The 20233-nt window shown below is 31.4% G+C and carries 18 protein-coding genes and 1 tRNA gene; 9 read left to right on the plus strand and 10 right to left on the minus strand.

What is annotated here, in order from left to right:
* Nucleotides 1-56: 56 nt before the first annotated feature.
* From CQA53_RS01515 to fliN, 3 genes are all read right to left on the minus strand, one after another.
* Nucleotides 57-893, minus strand: a complete 837-nt coding sequence (locus tag CQA53_RS01515; protein WP_115542267.1) for a TonB family protein — start codon at nt 891-893, stop codon at nt 57-59.
* Between the two features lie 7 nt (nt 894-900).
* Complete coding sequence (locus tag CQA53_RS01520) at nt 901-1728, minus strand: flagellar biosynthetic protein FliO (RefSeq protein WP_115542268.1); 828 nt, start codon at nt 1726-1728, stop codon at nt 901-903.
* Between the two features lie 67 nt (nt 1729-1795).
* On the minus strand, nt 1796-2197 hold the full coding sequence (gene fliN, locus CQA53_RS01525) for a flagellar motor switch protein FliN (RefSeq protein ID WP_115542269.1): 402 nt from the start codon (nt 2195-2197) through the stop codon (nt 1796-1798).
* A 272-nt stretch (nt 2198-2469) separates the two neighbouring features.
* On the opposite strand from fliN, the gene CQA53_RS01530 reads away from it, so the two are divergent.
* The 3 genes from CQA53_RS01530 (at nt 2470) to CQA53_RS01540 (ending at nt 6709) form a co-directional block, all read left to right on the plus strand.
* Nucleotides 2470-3117 (plus strand): hypothetical protein, encoded by a 648-nt coding sequence (locus CQA53_RS01530; RefSeq protein WP_115542270.1) that lies wholly within the window; start codon nt 2470-2472, stop codon nt 3115-3117.
* Between the two features lie 232 nt (nt 3118-3349).
* Entirely contained in the window at nt 3350-5593 is a 2244-nt protein-coding gene (locus CQA53_RS01535; RefSeq protein WP_181882316.1) for a BspA family leucine-rich repeat surface protein, read from the plus strand.
* Between the two features lie 189 nt (nt 5594-5782).
* A complete protein-coding gene (locus CQA53_RS01540; RefSeq protein ID WP_115542272.1) occupies nt 5783-6709 on the plus strand; it encodes a hypothetical protein in 927 nt (308 codons plus the stop codon).
* Between the two features lie 263 nt (nt 6710-6972).
* On the opposite strand, the gene CQA53_RS01545 is transcribed toward CQA53_RS01540, so the two are convergent.
* The 5 genes from CQA53_RS01545 to CQA53_RS01565 form a co-directional block, all read right to left on the minus strand.
* Complete coding sequence (locus CQA53_RS01545) at nt 6973-8265, minus strand: citrate synthase (RefSeq protein ID WP_115542273.1); 1293 nt, start codon at nt 8263-8265, stop codon at nt 6973-6975.
* A gap of 292 nt (nt 8266-8557) precedes the next feature.
* Nucleotides 8558-8632: transfer RNA gene (locus CQA53_RS01550), tRNA-Asn, on the minus strand.
* 256 nt (nt 8633-8888) lie between these two features.
* Nucleotides 8889-10343, minus strand: coding sequence for a DNA recombination protein RmuC (gene rmuC, locus CQA53_RS01555; protein WP_245945575.1), 1455 nt, complete (start codon nt 10341-10343; stop codon nt 8889-8891).
* Nucleotides 10344-10361: 18 nt separating this feature from the next.
* The gene (locus CQA53_RS01560; protein WP_115542274.1) at nt 10362-11597 is read right to left on the minus strand and encodes an ABC transporter permease; all 1236 of its coding nucleotides are present in this window, start codon (nt 11595-11597) and stop codon (nt 10362-10364) included.
* A gap of 587 nt (nt 11598-12184) precedes the next feature.
* Entirely contained in the window at nt 12185-12412 is a 228-nt protein-coding gene (locus CQA53_RS01565; RefSeq protein ID WP_115542275.1) for a FeoA family protein, read from the minus strand.
* 129 nt (nt 12413-12541) lie between these two features.
* On the opposite strand from CQA53_RS01565, the gene hisC reads away from it, so the two are divergent.
* The 6 genes from hisC to CQA53_RS01595 all read left to right on the plus strand — a co-directional run bounded on the left by hisC (nt 12542) and on the right by CQA53_RS01595 (nt 18362).
* Nucleotides 12542-13639 carry a histidinol-phosphate transaminase gene (hisC, locus tag CQA53_RS01570; protein WP_115542276.1) on the plus strand — a complete coding sequence of 366 codons (1098 nt, stop codon included), beginning with the start codon at nt 12542-12544 and terminating at the stop codon, nt 13637-13639.
* Between the two features lie 37 nt (nt 13640-13676).
* Nucleotides 13677-15368 carry a flagellar basal-body MS-ring/collar protein FliF gene (gene fliF, locus CQA53_RS01575; protein WP_115542277.1) on the plus strand — a complete coding sequence of 564 codons (1692 nt, stop codon included), beginning with the start codon at nt 13677-13679 and terminating at the stop codon, nt 15366-15368.
* A gap of 19 nt (nt 15369-15387) precedes the next feature.
* Nucleotides 15388-16419: a flagellar motor switch protein FliG gene (fliG, locus tag CQA53_RS01580; protein ID WP_115542278.1), complete on the plus strand. Its 1032-nt coding sequence runs from the start codon at nt 15388-15390 to the stop codon at nt 16417-16419.
* Nucleotides 16406-17206, plus strand: coding sequence for a flagellar assembly protein FliH (fliH, locus tag CQA53_RS01585; RefSeq protein WP_115542279.1), 801 nt, complete (start codon nt 16406-16408; stop codon nt 17204-17206). The genes fliG and fliH overlap by 14 nt, the downstream gene beginning before the upstream one ends.
* Nucleotides 17207-17220: 14 nt before the next feature.
* Nucleotides 17221-17919 carry a 1-(5-phosphoribosyl)-5-[(5-phosphoribosylamino)methylideneamino]imidazole-4-carboxamide isomerase gene (gene hisA / locus CQA53_RS01590; RefSeq protein ID WP_115542280.1) on the plus strand — a complete coding sequence of 233 codons (699 nt, stop codon included), beginning with the start codon at nt 17221-17223 and terminating at the stop codon, nt 17917-17919.
* A 68-nt stretch (nt 17920-17987) separates the two neighbouring features.
* Nucleotides 17988-18362, plus strand: coding sequence for a chemotaxis response regulator CheY (locus CQA53_RS01595; RefSeq protein WP_115542281.1), 375 nt, complete (start codon nt 17988-17990; stop codon nt 18360-18362).
* A gap of 458 nt (nt 18363-18820) precedes the next feature.
* Here the strand turns inward: CQA53_RS01595 and CQA53_RS01600 are convergent, their stop codons facing one another.
* Together CQA53_RS01600 and CQA53_RS01605 are read right to left on the minus strand one after the other, a co-directional pair.
* Nucleotides 18821-19174 (minus strand): TIGR04076 family protein, encoded by a 354-nt coding sequence (locus CQA53_RS01600; protein WP_115542282.1) that lies wholly within the window; start codon nt 19172-19174, stop codon nt 18821-18823.
* A 47-nt stretch (nt 19175-19221) separates the two neighbouring features.
* Nucleotides 19222-20196 carry an aminoglycoside 6-adenylyltransferase gene (locus tag CQA53_RS01605; RefSeq protein WP_115542283.1) on the minus strand — a complete coding sequence of 325 codons (975 nt, stop codon included), beginning with the start codon at nt 20194-20196 and terminating at the stop codon, nt 19222-19224.
* Between the last annotated feature and the right edge of the window lie 37 nt (nt 20197-20233).

Raw genomic sequence — 20233 nt, forward strand, 5'->3', positions numbered from 1 at the left:
TGCATACTTATCAAAATTTTATTTGCTATCTATCCATTTATGGCATAACAAATATTTTAGAATCCATCATTGGTAATTCTATAATTCCCTCCAAGACGCACTATTACAGGCTGTGGTGGACGTTTGAGATTCTTTGCTGATAATTCAACAACCTCTCGCATAGAATCATCTAATGCTTCAAAACCAGTTGAGGTAATAATTCGTATTGCATCAATATGTCCATCTGGATGTAAACGAAACTCAATGATGCCCTTGCCTTGCTGTTTGAGATACATTGCTAGTTTTGGATACCCCATTCTATCAGCAGTTTGCTGGAACACTTCACCATTAATAAAATAACTTTCAGCAAGATAGTCTTTTTGCTCTTTACTCATGTTGTTTAATTCTGTGCCATAAAGTTTTTGTAGCTCACTTTGAATACGATGTGGTAAATTATTTAATTTTTTATTATCAGCCTCTTGTTGAAGGCTTTGTGTAAGGCTTGGTTGTCGCATAGTTGCCAAAGGATCAAAACGAATATCTTCCTGCGGTATGTTTAAAGATTGCAAATCAATATCTGTACTTGGAGCAGTCTGTAATGTTGATTGTGGTTTTGGGATAGCCTGTTGTGGGTTATGTTTAATTTGTGGAGTTTGTGTTGGTATATTATGTGATTTAGTTGGTCTAGCTTGTGAGCTTGATTGAGATTGTTGTTCTTGTTTCATAAAAGATTCTATACTTTTATTTTGTGATTGCAATACACCCACAGAAATTGGACGCAATGCAACATGTTTTTCTGGATTTGGAAGTAAATAAAAAAAAAATAAAACAAGAATGTGAACAAAGATAGAAACACTTAATGAAAGAAAAAATCTATCTTTATAGATTCGATAAGCCATAGTCATTGTAGCCATTATATTGTCAGGACTCTTTCTTAGATTCTGCAATATTACATAATTTTATATCTGTTTGATGCTGTTTAACAGTATCTTTATTTTGCGACTTGAAATGCGATGTTTTAACATTTAAATCTTTTTGCTTATGTTTTGATTGTAAAAGAAGTTGGAAAAAATTTGTGTGAGAATCTTGTTTTGTAAAAATATCATCTTGAGAATCATATTGCGAAGAAGAATTTTTACTCTCAACAGATTCTAATTGTATCCTATCAAGAAGTGCTATACCATTAGGATTTAAACCAATCACATAACGCGTATTACCATAACGAATTACCGCGACTTTATTTTTAGAATCAAGAATCTTTGCCTGCTCAAGTATGATATTTGAAATTTGCTGACCTTTATTCTGCCGAATACGGACAATATATAAAATGGCTAACACTGCGAACATAACAATGATAACAACAAAATACCGCCAAGAGCTTATTTCGTATGGTATATTCAAGTTTGTATCATATTGAGATAGGGAATCTCCAAGAACATTATCAGATTCATGATTCGATTCCTGTAACACACCTTTTGTTGCAGTATTTTCGCTAGAAATATTGTGACTAGAGATTTTATCGTTTATATTTGCAATATAAAAACTTTTTTCTAAAGAATCTTTTTGAATAATTTGATCATTATATTCCATTACACATGCAGTGTTAAGAATAAAGTCTATATTTGCATTGCAATTCTCTCTTCCATCTCCCACCAGGATAGAATAAGCAGAGCATATAAAACTATTAAAAATAAAAATTAATGTAACAAGGAACACAAATACTACATGTTTTTGATTACATAATGTCATGATTACCTCATAATTACATTTTATTTTTTCTTTTAAAAATTATGACAAGAAATAATGCTTAAATAATCTAATCTTGATCAGAAACCTCTCGTGCAATATAATATACAATCGCATTAGAATCTAAAATCTCATTAATACGAATCGCAAGATTTCGTTCATATACCATAACTTCTCCCTTGCCTACAACACGATCATTTACGAAAATCTCCACACTTGCACCAGCAGGTTTTTGCAAATCAATAATAGAACCTTTTTCATAACGCAAAATATCTGATAGTGGTATCTGTGTTGTCCCCAAGTCTGCACTAAAAAGAATCTTCATATCAAGTAAATCTTCATAATTACTCATCATATCTTCAAGATATGATGCAAGTTCAATCTCACGAGGAGTATGCACTTGTTTTTTATCTAGTATATCATATCGACTTTCCTTGTTTTGTGTTGCAGCATTTGAATTATCTAGTGCCATTTCTCACTCCAAAAAGATAATGTATGTATTATATACTATTTTCATAAACCCTTTACACAGATTTTACCTAACAATACGGAAAAACTATAAAAAATAATAAACTTACCTCATTGTATTATATTTTCCTAATAATTACCCAAAAAAATCAGTTTTACACACAATCATGACATTTATGAGATATAATTCAAACAATATATTGTTGTGCAATTTACTTTAACTTAAATTTTTTCTTAAATAATTATAAAATACAAACTATCTTAAGGATATCACTAATGTTCTATTTTCAATTTTATAGAATCCAAATATTCTTTATATTCTTGACATTCATATATATATTCCTCTTGGTTAGTTGTGCTTCTTCTACCCAAAGCATTCAAGATAGAGATAATCAGATACTTGCTATTGAAGATAAACTACAAAATTGGGAATTAAGCAACACATTTCTTGCATGCGATGATTGTAATTTTTACATACAAGAGGGGATTTCAAAACGTTCAGAAAAAGTACACGAGGGACATACAGGCGTTACTCGCACAGAATCTGGTGTTAAAGTATATCGTTTCGAAAATACCAATCTTGATAACGCATTCTTAACACTCCTCAATTCTAATATCTTTGCGGAACGTATGAATAGGCAACTTAAAACACTTTTAATAGAATCAATACAAACAAATAAAGTAGATTTTAATGAAAAAAATGGCACTGATGAGATAAACTTTAAAGCTTTTTATTCACTCTCTTATGCAAAACGATTAAAAAATAATTCTTCACTGCCACGAGCCATGCTCGATTCTGTATCAATGACACAAAAAAGAGCTCACACACAGAGATTTAGCGATTCATTAGAAGGCTATATTGTGGGAGATCAAATTGTAATTTTGCATTTTTATAGTGAAGGGCAAGTGTGGAAACGCGAATAATTTGAGTAGTTACAAAAATTTTAAATTATTGAATCCCAAAAACCTCAAGACTACTAAACTCTTAATAGTTTTTAAACATAAAAAACTCAAAAGTATTATAAAAACATTTAAATCTTTTTATTAAAATCAAATTATGTCATTTTACTAAAAATCATAAAAATTTATTATAATGATAAATTTTTATGATTGCTTTAAACAAATTTTACAAAATACCATCATGAAGAGGAATAAAATGTATTTTGCACAATATTTTATAATTTATCCGATTTTTATCTTAGGTATATTTGTAATGGTTGGTTGCAATCAAGGAATAACTCACATAAAAACACAAAATCATACACCAATAAATAGTGAAAAAGTAAATTATAATAACCAATCCCAAAATTTTCAAATTTCACAAATGGAACCAGTCAGAGAATCTTTTGACACAAATACAACGCCAGAAACACCTCATGATACAACAAATAAAAATCAAAATACTATTAGCGTAAATAAAGATTCAAAACAATTTTCCCAAGCAACACAACTCGTAAATACAAAACAAGATTCTAAAATACATTCAAAAAATACAAAAAATCAAATACAAAATAGCCAGCAAGAAATCATGTTCTCATATATATCTCAATCAAAAAATCAAAAAGAGCAAAAGATAGCACAGCAACAGATAAAAAAACAGAAGCAAAATGACAAAAAAAATGAAAAAAATCAGTCTTCAAAAATTTTAAAACAAAATAAGAATGAATCAACAAAGAAACAACATACTCCACAAGAATCATCGCTACTTACGACACAAAATAAACCACAAAATTCTCAAGCACAACAAAGAAATAATATTACAACAAAAGTAGATTCGCAAAAACAAACAAATATGAATCCCATAATTAATGAATTTTTTAAAAATCAAGAATATATAAAATACATAACACAATTTATACAAAATAATACCCTTACAGAAATCCTTACGCAAAAAAATACAAATCTTGATAAAAATCAAGCCAAAGAAACCAAACCTACACAAAACTCCAAGAAAAAAGATAAACAAGAAAACACAATTTCTAAACAACCTTTAGAATCTACTCCGACACAAAATCTTCAAATGGCTAAAAATACACATCAAATACTTATAGGTCAAAAAGAAAATACAGAATCTAATGTGCATAATGCAACACAGAATGAAATCAACATGAAATCCCCCAAAAATTTAAATGAATCAAATAATACAACAACGCAACAAGATTCTGGGACCACAAAATCAGACAATCAACAAGCTACACAGATTCAAAAAAAATCAACTACTTCTACTAAAAAAGACATAAAAATTTATTTTCCAAAAAGCAAAAATGAACTTAAAAAACTTGTTGATGACGCAAAAATTACCTTGGGACACATTGACACAAGCCTAATTACTGATATGAGTGGGCTTTTTAAAAATACAACAAGGGAAGACTTTAGTGGTATAGAATCTTGGGATGTCAGCAAGGTTGAGAATATGTATAGTATGTTTGATAAAGCAAAACACTTTAATCACCCAATTCATACTTGGAATGTTGGGAAAGTGAAAAATATGGATTTTATGTTTGCTGATGCGATTAGCTTTAATCAAAATATTAATAGCTGGGATGTGCGAAATGTCGAATCAATGAACGGTATGTTTTCTCATGCATTTGAATTTAATCAACCATTAAATAATTGGGATATGAAAAATGTCAAATATGTCAATGCAATGTTTTGGGGAGCAGAGTACTTTAATCAATCATTAAATGAATGGAACACACAAAGTATTGTAAGTATGCGAGAAATGTTCTGGGAGGCAAAATCATTCAATCAACCTCTTGATAAATGGGATACTTCTAATGTTGAAAATATGAGCTATATGTTTCATGATGCGATTAGCTTTAATCAAAATATTAATAGCTGGGATGTGCAGAGAGTAAAAAATATGCAGAGTATGTTTGAAAATGCACAAAATTTTAATCAACCATTAAGTGATTGGAATGTTGGGAAAGTTGAAAATATGAAAAATATGTTTAAAAATGCACAAAATTTTAATCAACCATTAAGTGATTGGAATGTTGGGAAAGTGAAAGAAATGAAAGCTATGTTTGAAAATGCAAAGAATTTTAATCAACCTATCAATTCATGGGATGTGAGACGTGTAAGCAGTATGAATGCGATGTTTAAAAATGCAACTGCATTCAATCAACCTCTTGATAAATGGGATACTGAAAATGTATGGAATATGAGTGAAATGTTTGCTAATGCACAAAATTTTAATCAACCTTTGCGTTTTTGGCGTGTAAGTGATGTGCAATACATGGATAATATGTTCGAGAATGCAAAGAATTTTAATCAATCTCTTGATTACTGGGCTGTTGGGAGCGTAAAAAGCATGCGAAATATCTTTAAAAATTCTGGTATGCACAATCTTCCAAATTGGGCAAAAGGTAAAAATAACCCATATCTTGATTCAAAATAACCACAACAATTTAGTTCCTTATTCATAAAATAATCATTTGAAATCTGAAAATATAAAGATACATGTTTTAAGAGTTATACACAATAATAAAGTATATTTTGTAACATTATAGTTGATATATATAGAATTAAACTACAATTAGTTTTTATATTGTTATAATCTTGTATTTTTTAATGAAAAGAGGTGCAGATGATAAAGCTTTATAAATCGTTGTTCTATCTTGGTTTATTCATATTCTTTTTAAGCTTTATTGCTAGTGATTTAGGACAACAAGCTAACTTTTGGGGTGTTGCTGCATTCTTTATACTTGTATCTACTTTCTTAGAATTTTCAATCAAAAGACAAAGTAAAAAAGTAAGAATAGTTTTATTCTCTTTAGGAATATTCTTTTTCTTTGGAATCCTTTATGATATATATATATATATATATATACCAAATTCAGAAAACTTCTTTCTAGGTATCTCTTTTTTATCATTACTACCTTGTTTGTTGTATAAAGTAAGGGGTGTTTGGAAGTCAAGACAAAAGAACAATGATTATAATATCGTATCAGCACATTATATCTCTCATACAATAAAAAGTAAGCGTGATAAAATAAAGCTAGCTATGCAGTGTATAAAAACAAAAACATATCTTGATAATATAGATAAATTTTATCTTTATGAATTAGTCATAAAAGATTGTTATACAAAAAAAGATACAACACTTTTGCAACATTATTTCAATGAATATAGAAATGATTTAGATAGTTATGTAGAATCTTTTAAAAATGTTGAAATTTATAAACAAATGATTCTTAAACTTCAAAACAAAGAATTAGATAATACAGCAATAGCAAGATTTTCACATTTTAACGATTTAGAGAATTGGGATTTATCTAAATTTAAAGAGTTTGAAACATATTGTGATATGTCTAAATTCTCATTACAAGACTTTGAAGCAATAGATATATATTTAAAATTTTTAGGCAATACACAAGAAGCTATACATATATGTGAGTTAGCAAAAAGTATCTATAAAAATAATAGTAACTTTGGAGATTTAGAATCACAAAGACTTAGTAAATACAATAAAAAAATACAAGATATTGAGAAAAAAATAAATGAAAACTCTTAGCCTTTTTCTGCTTCTCTCCTCTCTCTTATATGCTAATCCTACTAACTTTGAAGAGTCTAAAAAACTCTTAAAGATAGCATGGAAACAACATAACTTCAACACTGAATTTTAAAAACTATCAAATCAGTAATAAATTATGTATTTATGCGGTATATAAAGACAAAAACATATTCTCGATAATATAAAATCATACTATGACAATATCAGAACTACCTTAAAACTTTTAAAATAGTTCTCAAAGAATATAAATGTTCACAAAATTTTTACTTGCCAACATATACTTGTCTTGGACGAGTAATTCTTACTGATGGATTTTTTACATGCTCTATTAAGTTAGCACACCAACCAGGCATTCTACCCAAAACAAATATTGGGGTAAAAAGCTCTGTTGGAATCTTTAATGCAGTAAGAATAATGCCACTATAAAAATCAACATTTGGATAAAGTTTGCGTTCAATGAAATAACTATCGTTTAATGCAACTTCTTCTACTTTTTCCGCTATTTCACTCAAACGCATGTCCATTTTGATACCTCGTTTGTTCAAATCATCTTTGAGTGCCTTAAGTGTTTTTGCACGTGGATCATAATTCTTATACACACGATGCCCAAATCCCATCAATCTAAAAGGATCATTTTTATCTTTTACCTTTGCAATATACTTATCAACATTTTTAACATCGCCTATTTCATTTAGTTGCTTTAACACAGCTTCATTTGCACCTCCATGTGCGGGTCCCCAGAGTGCAGCGATGCCAGCGGAAATAGCAGCATACGGATGCACACCAGTCGAAGCAACATTACGAACAGTTGTTGTTGAAGCATTCTGCCCATGCTCTGCATGAAGAGTTAGAATCTTATCAAGTGCTTCAATTTCTACTGCTTGGATTCCCTGTTCTCCATGTAGAGTTTGTTTAAATTTGCCATGAGGATAACCACGCAACATATATAAAAAATTCTCAACATAACTCTTTGAAATATCGGGTTCAATAAAAGGTGCACCAACACTATGTCGATAGCAAAAAGCTACCATTGTAGAAGTTTTAGCAATAATCCTTCTTGCCATTGTTTGATAATCATCTTCATCGCCCATTTCTTTGTGGTCATAATATAAAGTTGCTAATATGCTCACAAGTGCCGATAAAGTTGCCATTGGATGCGATTTATCTGGAAAAGCATTAAAAACACTTTTTAATCTTTCATGCAAAAAACCCCTATGTCGCAGTTCGAGATCAAATTCATTAGATTCTTTGTCGTTCTTTGGTAGTCCTTCTTCTGCAATAAGTAATCGACATACATCTGTAAATTTATATTTCGCTACCAAATCTTGGATTGGATACCCTTTATACAACAGTTCTCCATCTTTTCCATTAACAAAACTAATTGTAGATTCACAACCAGCAGTGCTACCATAACCGGGATCATAAGAAAAAATCTTTGCGGTGTCAAAAAGTTTACTAAAATTAACCGCCTTTGGTCCTCTTGTGCAAGGTATCAAATCAAACTCAAAACTCTCATTTGTGCTATTGTTTATTAGCGTAACAGATTCTTTTGCCACATTATATCCTTTAAAAGTAGTCAATCTAGTGTTATAATATTACAAGAAATTCACTAGAATATACTCATTTTATCTTGTTATTTTGATTTTGTCTAGTTATTATGTATTATTTTTGTGCAATTCCTATTATGTTACAAAAATTCTAGCAAAGAAATAGACTTAGCGATTGGTAATTTTTTATGATAAAAAATTGTCGCACAATACAGAACAGCATAAAACATTGTAGCGACAAGAAAGGAGGTTAAAACATCAATTTAAAATTTAATACTATAAAGGAAAGAAAAATAAAAAGTGGCTCCGGATGCAGGATTCGAACCTGCGACCAAGTGGTTAACAGCCACCTACTCTACCGCTGAGCTAATCCGGAATACAATTACTAATATGTTGTATATTGTAACTTATGGCTACAATAAAAATAGAACTATATCGTTATTTTTTTTAAAAGTCAATACTTTTTAGTAAAAATCATAGTTTTATGCTTTTATTTCAAAATTTCTCCTATAATTCTACTTAATACAAAACCTTATGGGAGATTAAAAATGTTTTATTTCAGGTTGTTGAAATAACCTTTGACACCTCTACAAACAAAATAATATACCTTATAGTAACTGCTTTTGCTTTTCTTATGAAGAGGAATCGTGGGATATTGTATGAGGATTTTTTTGATTTTCCTTTTTGATAGAATCTGGCAAGCAAAGATTCTGCATTAAAGGTTGCATTATCTCTTCATCTCCTTGTGTGTATAATTTTGACATTAAATTATCAAGATTACGCACATAGCTCGCCATTGATCCCTTACCACGCAGTTGAGTATTCGCATCACTATAGGCACTTTTTGCACTCTCCAATGCTCTCTCTATTTTGTCCATATTTTTTGTAAAATTATCAAATTTCCTTATGAGTTTCATGCATTCATCAAGAATTCTATAAATATTTTTATCTTTCGCTTCATTGCTCCAAATATGATGAATGAGACGTAAAATTACCATAAGTGTAGCAGGTGAAGAAAGAATAATACCTTTTTGATACGCTTCTAAAAAAAGATTCATATTTTCTTTTAACAGCAAATTATATGCACCCTCGATTGGCATAAACATAATCACGAAATCAAGCTTACCACCAACGATATAATTTTGATACTGCTTGCTTGCAAGAGACTTAATATGATTTTTCACACTTTCAATATGTTCATTAAGAAATATATCAGAATCTGTTTCATTCACAAGTTTTTCGTATGCACTCAAACTTACTTTGGAATCCACAACAACAAAGCGATCATTAGGAAGTTGTATGACTATGTCTGGACGCAGATTCTGTTGTAATTCATTCTTAATATTGAATTGAGTAAAATATTCACGATTCTTTTGTAATCCACTCTTTTCAAGCAATCTCTCCAAAATCACTTCGCCCCATTGCCCCTGCATTTTAGAATCTCCACGCATAGCATTTGCAAGATTACTTGCATCTTGCGAAACCTGCAAACTCATATCACGCAAATGTTTAATCTCTTCTTTTAATGCAATCTGTTTTTCACTATGCTCTTTTGTATTTTGTGCTATTTCATGTTTAAAACGAATAATCTCCTCATGCAGTGGCTTAAGGCTTGTGTGTTGCTGTTCTTGGAATTGCTTACTTTTTTCCTCTAAAAGCTCGTTACTTAAATTACGAAAAGCCTCTTTCATTAAAACTTCTTGCTTCTCTCTCTCTGTGCGTAATATTTCTTGAATCTCTTGTTGTTTTTGAATTATTTGGAATTGAAATTTTTGCTCTTGTTCATTTAGTGATTCTTGTATTTTTTTTTCATACTCATTTTTTAGTATTGTTATTTGAGAATCTTTTGCAAGAGATAAAGATTCTAACTCTTTTATCTTGTCTTGCAATGTTGTTTCAAAATATTCATTTTTCAATCGAAGCTCTTGAATCTTAAGATTATATTCATTCTCTTGCTTTGTGCATTGAAACTGAATATCATGGAATTGCTGTTGAAGTGCGTTAATATATCTTTTTTGCATTATAACCCGCAGGAAAAAAAATCCTGCAAGGATACCAAAGATTCCAAGTAAGGCATAGAGAATCATTGACGATTTTCCTTTTCTTTATTCATTACGTAAAACTTGTAAAACATCAATTTTACTTGCTTTTTTTGCTGGATAATATGATGAAATACACACGATTACACATGCTCCAATAATTGTCCATAACAAATCACTCCATAATAACTCCACAGGAAGCTTTGATGTGCCATACACATCAGCTGGAATTGAGATAATATCAAAAGTTTTGAGAATCCAAATAACAATAAATGCACCAACAACACCAAAAACAATACCACCTCCACCAATCACACTCCCAAGACGAAAAAATATTGTTTGGACATGCTTCTTGCTCGCACCAAGAGAAATGAGTAATGCAATTTCCTTTCTTCTATTCATTACAACCATTAGTAAAGAACTAATAATATTTAAACTTGCCATTAGGATAATGAGCATAAGCACAAGAAATAAAGCTTTTTTCTCTAATTCCATTGCAGAAAAGAAATTCCCATTTTGTTCCCACCAACCTTCTGCACTTGCGTATATTTCTTCTTTGGTTATATCTGTATATTCTTGTAAAGCTTCTCGAATAGATACAATATCTTTCATTGGACTTTGTGAAAAAATATGGAATCCATCATATACGATCTTTTGCAACCCTCGTATTGCACGTATTGCCTCAAAAGAAGTATAAATGATGGAATTATCATAATTTCTCAAACCACTTGAGAAAGTGCCATCAATACTAAATTTTTTCATCTTTGGTGTGAGTGCTAAGCCGGTAGGTGCAAGATCAGTAAAAATCAATGTGATTTTTTCATCTTTTGCAAGGTGAAGCGTATAGTAAAGTGCCTCGCCTAAAACTGCACCAAATGGATTATTGATATCTTGAATTGCTTTACTCTTTTCTAATACAGAATTTACTAACTTTTCCCTTTCAAGATCAACACCATAAATGACAAGCGGAAACATTTCTGAGTTCATACGCACGACAGCTTGAGTTTGCATGTATGGACTTATTTTCAGGTTTGGAAATTTTTTCTCTAGAAATTCATAAAGATTTGGATTTAAACCACGACTAGAAGTTGAAAAAATCGTAATAGGATAGTTCATAATGAAAAGCTTATGCTCAAATTCTTTTATCATACCATTCATAATGCTCATAGCCACCAAAAGCACCATAACACCGACACCGACACCTAAAAATGCTAAAATGGCTGTAATAGAGATAAAAGGTTGTGTTTTATCAAATTTCAAATAATGCCGCAAAATAAAGGAAGTAAGACTTCTCTTTTTCATAAAAATCCTTTTAAAGAATAATTTTATATTGTTGAGTGTTTGTTCCCTTGGGAAATAAAATTTTTATGTAAAAATACTCTAAAAATAATATTATACCCAAAATAAAGGAATGAAATAGTAAGATTCCAAAAACAGCATACCTTGATGACTGATTTTAAAGTAGTTGTTTAGAAATATAGAATCTAAGTCTTTATTAGATTGAGATTCTGATAGCTTACAATAACTACAACACTAACCATGGGTAAGAATAGATTTATATAATTTGCTATAAAAAATATTAATAAAGTAATGGGCAAAGCATAAATTGATGATTTATTGATTTATATTGTTAAAAACTAACAATTATAGAATGTTATACCACGACATAGAAAAATAATAATCATAGCAACAACAAAGTTTCTTTAGTAACCAAATTAACACACAGAATCTTTCTATGCAATAAACTATATTCTGGTAATAATAAATCCATAATTTAGAATTAGGATTTTAGGATAGATAATGAGATTTTTGCAAAAAATATTCAAGAAATTAGCCGTTAGAAAATATTTTTACACTTAATTTAAAAAATATAAATTCAGAAAAATTTATTATCTTAGCTCTATCTCAATACACTGTGCCTCACCTCTTCTTAAAGCTATTTGTGTGCCATATACACTAATACTATATGTATTATGCATTGCGGAAATATGCTCAAGCGTAATCATATTACCCTCATAGATTCCCATGGAATAGAATCTTTGTAATAAATCCTCATCTTGACAACAAATTCCTTTAATATAATATTGATTTCCTTTTGCAGAATCGATTAAAGTCATTTTCTTAACTCCATTATAAATTTGATAAAAAATTACAAAATAGTAACAGAAAAATATAAATTCTCAATCTTATATGCTACAATACCTAATTTATTCTCAATACTTAAGAAAATCTTAATAGGATTACAAATGAAATTTCATCAATATATACACGATTTACCTACTTATGAGGTTGGTAAGCCTCTTGAGCTTGTTATGCGTGAATATGGTATCCAGCCAGATAGAATTATTAAATTAGGAAGTAATGAGAATCCGCTAGGTGTATCTCCTAGTGCAAAGCAAGTCCTTATGGAATCCGCAAGTCTCGCTAGTATTTACCCTGATGATTCTTACCATGAGTTAAAAAATTCCCTTTCTGACCTTTATGGAATTCAACCTTCAAATATCATTATAGGAAGCGGAAGCGATCAAATTATAGAGTTTTGTGTGCATGCAATATGTGATAATACAACAAAAATTTTAATGGCAAAAACAACTTTTGCAATGTATGAAATCTACGCAAAACATTTTGGTGCTAAAGTTATCCGAACAAAAGATTTTTTACATAATTTGGATTCTATGCTAAGCCTCTATAAAAAGCATAAACCATCTATGATTTTTTTATGCACTCCAAATAATCCTTTGGGCGAAGCCCTACCAAAAAAGGAGGTAATGGATTTTATAACACAAATCGATAAAGAATGTTGTATTGTATTAGATTGTGCATACATGGAGTATTGCCGATATAAAAATGAAGAATACGCAATCTATCCAAAAGATATTATAAATTTCCCGAATGTTATCTACCTAGGAACTTTTTCAAAGATTTATGGATTAGGAGGTATGCGTATAGGATATGGCATCGCTCATGAAAAAACAATTTCCATGTTGCATAAATTACGACCACCATTTAATATTACAACACTTAGCCTTAAAGCTGCTACTGCGAGTTTAAAAGATAAAGATTTCTTAGAACAAACACTTGCTAATAATTTTACTGAAATGCAAAGATATATTTCATTTGCAAAGCAAAAATCTTTACAAATTCTAGAATCTTATGCAAATTTTATCACTTTTTTATTGCATAATAAGCTAAATTCTACTAAAATAGGGATTTTACTCTTACAAGAGGGTATTGTTGTAAGAAATTTGGAGAGTTACGGCTTAAATGCACTACGTATTACAATTGGGACTCCTGAACAAAATCAAATTGTGTTAGAAAAATTATCAACAATTATAGAAAAATAAAAAAATATAATAAAGAAAACATTAAGGAAGGTGAATTTTGGATTTTAAGGCAATATTTTCTCAACTGCAAAATCTAATAACCAAATTAAATAGAAAACAGCAAATAGTCATACTTGTAACCGTGATTATTATTGTTGCTTTTTTGTCTTATCTACTTGTGTCGTCTCTGGGTTCAAAAACCAATGAAACCAACGATGGCTATGGTATATTATTTTCAGCAGAAAGCCCAAATGACGCTGGAAGTGCTGTTACATATTTAAAACAGCAAAATATCCCTTATAAAATGGTCAATGAAAATACAATTGCAGTGCCTCAAAATCAAGTTTTTGCCCTACGCAATGAACTAGCCTCCCAAGGAATTATTAAAGGTAGAGTAGATTATAGCATCTTTGATGATAACTCATTTGGACAAACTTCAGAAGAGCTAAAAATTAAACAGCTTCGTGCGAGGCGAGGACAATTAGAAAAAACTCTTATGGCACTCGCACCAATAAAAGACGCTCGTGTTGAGATTGCTGAACCAAAAGATGATGTTTTTGTTTCAAAACAAGAAGTTTCGCGTGCAAGTGTCGCTTTAACTCTACATGAAAACATGGGACTTACACCAAAACAGATTTTTGGTATCAAAAATCTTGTTGCAAACTCTTTTAATGGATTAACACCTGATAATGTATTTATTGTAGATCAAAATGGTAGTCCTCTTGGGACACAAAGCCAAGAAGATATTGAAAATGAACAAGCATTTAAAAACCAACAATATAAAAATAGAGCTGAGCAAGACATGGCAGACAAGATACGACATTCACTAGGAAAGCTTGTTGGTGGTTCAGATAGAATGACTGTCAGTGTTACCATGGAATATGACTTTGGTAAACAAGAAAGTGTTGAAACGATTCATAGCAAAGAGTCTGCAGTTGCAAGTGAAACAGGTGAAGAAATCCTACGAGAAGGAAGAGCTGAAAAGGACCCGGGTGGTGTTCCGGGCGTTATTAATAATATTTCAGAAACCCCTGACCTTGATTCCAAGAATAAAGAAAAATATCAAAAAAGTGCATTTGTAAAGAATTATTTGCCAGATAAAAAGGAAACTACTACAAAATTGCAAACCCCACAATTAAAAAGAATGAGTGTTGCTGTGATTGTTGATGGAAACTATGCGGAAGAGCTTGATGAGAAAACTGGACTAATCACAATGAAATATTCTCCAAGAAGTCCAGAGGAACTTGAAGGAATTAGAAAAATTGTAGAAGCAGCATCAGGCTATCAGCCAGATAGACAAGATGTTGTTAATATAATGGCTGGACAGCTAAATGCGATTGGTGCTGGTGTACCTCCATTGTCAAATTTTGAAAAAGTGGCGAAAGCTGTTGAAAAATACCTTGGTCCATTTATGCCACTCTTGCGTTATGTTTTAGTTGTGATTGTTCTCTTTTTCTTCTACAAAAAAGTTATTGCTCCATTTGCAGAAAGAATGCTTGAGGTACATGATGACGAAGAGACGGATCAACAACCACTCTTTGACTTCGATGATGATGATGATACACTGAACCGTGCAAATGAAATGCGTAAAAAAGTCGAGGAACAGCTCGGAATTGGTAGCGGATTTAACGAAGATGCTGTAAAATATGATGTATTGCTTGAAAAAATTAAAGAAGCAATTAAAACAAAACCCGATGAAGTAGCAGGCTTGTTTCAAGCCCTTATTCGTGATGAAATAGAAATGAAATAGTTATTGTAAGGAGTATTGTATGGCAGCAGTATTAACGCAAAAACAAAGAGCACAATACGATGAACTCTCTATGTCCGAGAAAGTCGCGATTTTACTTATACAAGTAGGTGAAGAAATTACAAGTGAAGTATTTCATCATCTTGATATAGAATCTATCACTGAAATTAGTAAGCATATTATGCAACTTGGTGGAACTGATAAGGCGGTTGGAGCAGCAGTATTAGAAGAATTCTATACTATTTTACAATCTAATCAATATATCAATTCTGGTGGTGTAGATTTTGCAAGAGAATTGCTCATTAAAACTCTTGGTCCTGATGTCGCGAAAAGAGTGCTTGATAAGCTTGCAAAAACAATGCAATCAACCAAAAACTTTGGTTACTTGGATAAAGTTAAACCACAACAGCTTGCAGATTTTATTGTAAATGAACATCCTCAAACTATTGCATTGATTTTAGCACATATGGATTCTGGTGGTGCAGCAGAGACTTTAGGCTTTTTTACTGATGAATTGCGTGCGGAAATCTCTATTCGTATGGCAAACTTGGGCGACATTTCACCTTCGGTTGTAAAACGTGTTTCTGCTGTGCTAGAACAACAAGTAGAATCTCTTACAAGCTATAAAGTTGAAGTTGGTGGTCCTCGTGCGGTTGCTGAAATGTTTAACCGCATGGGACAAAAAACAGCAAAAGCAACACTTGCTCAAATCGAACAAAGAGATGAGCAACTTGCAAATGAAATTAAAGAAATGATGTTTACATTTGAAGATATGATCAAGCTTGATAAATCTGCTATTATTGAAATTTTAAAAGTAGCAGACAAAAAAGATTTGGCACTCGCATTAAAATCAAGTGCTGATGAGCTCAAACAGAAATTTATGAGCAATATGAGTTCAAGAGCAAGTGAGCAGTTTGCTGAAGAGATTCAATTTCTCGGTGCTGTAAAAGTGCGTGATATAGAAGCAGCACAACGCAAAATTATTGAAATTGTTCAGAATCTATCCGAACAAGGTTTAATCCAACTAGGAGAACAAGACGATGTTGTCTCGTAACCATAATTTAATTCAAGAAGAACAGATTGGGGATCATATTGTAAATAAATATGAATTTAAATCAATTGAGCAAATGAATACCCAGCCCTTACGTCAAAAAATGGAAATTTCAGCATCTGAAGAAGCTACAACTGAAATCACTCAAAATGGTCAAACTACCACTCTTGTCAATTCTCTAGAAAAAGAATTAATAGAAAAATTACTACATAAAAGTGATGAATTATCTGGAAATCTTGCAAAACTTGAAATGCAAGTTGAAAAGTCTCAAACAGCCATGCAAGAAGCAGTTGAAAAAGCTAGAGAAGAATCTTATAAACTTGGGGTTGAAGAAGGAAAAAATGAACTTCGTGAGACTTTAGAAACCGAAATCAATCAGGAACGCGATAAAATCATTCAATCCCTCATCACACTCGAAAATACACTCAAACAATCACAAACTCATTTAGAAGCATTAGAAAAAGAGTTAAGCTCCATAGCAATTGACATGGCAAAAGAAGTCATTGTGAAAGAAATCGAAGAAAATTCACAAAAAGTTGCACTTGAGCTTACAAAGGCATTACTCTCTAATATTATGGACGCGACACAAGTTTCAATCAAAGTAAATCCAATTGATTATGTATATTTAAAAGAGAATCTTAAAAACAGAGAAAAAATTCAAATTGAAGCAGACAATGCAGTTTCTCGTGGCGGTGTTGTGATTACTTCAAACCTTGGTAATCTTGATGGCAATGTCATGTCGCGCTATAAGATGCTAAAACAATCAGTTTTAGATAATTTACAAGACTGAAATAGGGGATAATTATGGAAATTTTTCCCGCCATTGACTTGTTAGATTCTAAAGCTGTAAGATTAACAAAAGGGGACAAATCAAGTGCAAAAATTTACGGAAATGCACTTGATTTTGCAAAATATTTTGAAGATTGTGGTGCAAAATGGTTGCATGTTATTGATTTAGATGGGGCATTTGAAGGTAGTCCTAGAAATCTCAATACTATAGAATCTATTGTAAATAATACTTCATTAAGAGTCCAAGTGGGCGGTGGTATTCGAACAGAAGAAACCATTATTAACTATATGCGGACGGGTGCAACTCGAACCATACTTGGTTCTATTGCCGTTCAAGATAGTGAATGGTGTAAGAATATGGCATTACAATACCCTATTGCAATTAGTATAGATTCTAAACATGGAAAGGTTGCAACACATGGTTGGGTAGAAGTAAGCCAAATTGATGCACTGAGTTTTGTAAAACGGTTTGCAAACTCACAAATTGAAGCTATCATTTGCACAGATATTAATCAAGATGGACTACTCTCTGGAATGAATCTCAGATTAACCCAAGAAATTGCATGTGCGAGTAACATTTTTACAATCGCAAGTGGCGGTTTCTCAAATATCAAAGAGTTAGATGAAATAAAAAAATACTCACAAATTGGTGGTGTCATTATAGGGAAAGCTTTTTACGAAGGAATAGTTGATTTTAAAAACATAAAATTTTAATTTTAGTTATTAAAAATATGCTATAATACCAAATACGATAAAATTAAGTTAATTATAAGGAGTAGCAATTGAAATTGATGGTAGTTGATGATAGTTCTACAATGAGAAGAATTATAAAAAATACACTTCAAAGATTAGGTTATGAAGATATTTTAGAGGCAGAACACGGTTTAGATGCATGGAATCAGATGAGTACAATAGAAGGTATAAATGTTTTAATAACAGATTGGAATATGCCAGAAATGAATGGCTTAGAATTAGTCAAAAAAGTTCGTGCTGAGGAAAAATACAAAGACATACCAATTATTATGGTAACAACTGAAGGAGGAAAAACAGAGGTTATTACGGCTCTCAAAGCTGGTGTTAATAACTATATTGTAAAACCTTTTACTCCCCAGGTTCTAAAAGAAAAACTTGAGGTAGTGCTTGGATTAAATGAGTAATGTTCTTGTAGTTTTTTATTTATTTCATTTTGTTCTGTGTTATTTTATCTGTAAATATAAAAACTTCTGTCAATATTATTATATAAAATTATTGGTATCCCAACCATCTTAAATTTTTAAAACTCATTTTAATCATCGTAATTTAGTAGATAAAAAATAAACAAAAAAATATAGATACAGAGTAAAAACATTCCTAGAAAACGAATTTCTATGTCTTTAACTTCCCCTTGGATTTTATATTTATAACATATACTCTGATATATTCTTGTTTGTATTGCTTTAGAGTACAACTGCATTAAAGTTTTACAAGAGATTTGCCAACACAAAGCTTAGTTTCTGTTATAACTCATTTTATTTCTATAACGAGCATTATCAATATAAGTGACTTTGATATTATTCACTTTTTATTACTGCAAGGACTTTGAATTTATCGTTGCCAATAAAGCAATACTCTTTCTTTATTGCCCATCATTCGTCTTATAAAATTCCGGAGTTTTGGACTCTTCATCAAGTTGCGTGAGTTTAAAAATCACAGGACGCACCCCATCATTACACGAATTTATTGCAACCTTTGGCTTTGTAATCCAATCTTTGAAATAAAAAATCTCATTTTCCCCCATGTGTGCTAGGGCAAAAACATATTGATAAATCGCTTTCCAAGCCTCATCGCAAAAATTTTCAGGCTTATCAAAACCATTACTGATAAAAACTTCACCTACCTTGTGTGCGGGGCAAGGACTTTTGACACCATATTCTTTAGCCAAATCCTCATCAAAATGTGTCTTAATAACTTCAATTTGAATTTTTTTCATCAATCTTCCTTTTTAAGCATTTGCAACATAATGCAAAATTATAGCACTTATTGCTCCAAAATCTCGCACCACCGCTTCACATTCCTGCGATAATGGGGATAAGTGAAGTCATACTTGCATAGTTTTTTTGCATTTTTATGGAAGATTCTATCAAGGCATTTGAGAGATTTTTTTGCTTCTTTTTTTGCTCCTAAATGAAAACTTTTGTAGAGATTTTTGCGCGACTTTTTAGAGAGATGTTGCGGGAGAAACTTAGAATGTTTCCCGAGTGAAAAATGAAAATGATAGGCGAGTGAGTTTTTGGGATTATGAGAATGAGGATTCTTAGAATCTAGCGTATCTTGCAAGGTTTTTATAGAATCTAGCGTCTGATGAGCAATATTTCTATGTTTTAAACATTTCTTATTTTTCATCGTTTTTAGTCCTACGCGCCATGAGAGCAGGATTAGCAGAGTTTCCCTCATCGCGTTGAGATAGAAATTCGCACTTAGAATCTCATCTCTTATTATCTCCTTAAAGGCATTGTGATAGAGCCAATAAAATTCATTACAACAATCCTCAAAACTCCTCTGCGTAAGTGGCGGTATCCAAAAGTCGCTATCACTCGCCACAAGCCCATTAGGAGCGAGATTATCCTTATCAAGCAAGACGCACACAAGCTTATCGTGAGTAAAATAAAATCCCACATCATCAAGCGGAATAAGCGTCAAATCAATTCGCACCCCATCGCTAAAAAGCATGAGATAACTCAACCAACCCTCACGCAAATCAGGCGGGAAAAGCTCCATAGATTCGGGCTTTTGCATCATAACACATTCGCCAAAATGCTTAAGCCACCCCTCATCAGTTTTGAGCATTTCTATATCACTAGGAGTGGCAAAAAACGAAATATCATAATCTTGGAATCTATCTTTTTTGATATGGCTATTAACACGCGAACCCTCTAGGGTAACGAGCCGAACTGCTTTTGTCGCATTTGCAAATTCTAAAATCATATAAAAAACTTCTTCTTCACTTCGCAAGATTTTTGCTCCTTATCATCATAAATTATTGATATTG

Origin of the sequence: Helicobacter didelphidarum, assembly GCF_003364195.1 — a bacterium.
In the GTDB taxonomy this organism is placed as follows: Bacteria; Campylobacterota; Campylobacteria; order Campylobacterales; family Helicobacteraceae; genus Helicobacter_A; species Helicobacter_A didelphidarum.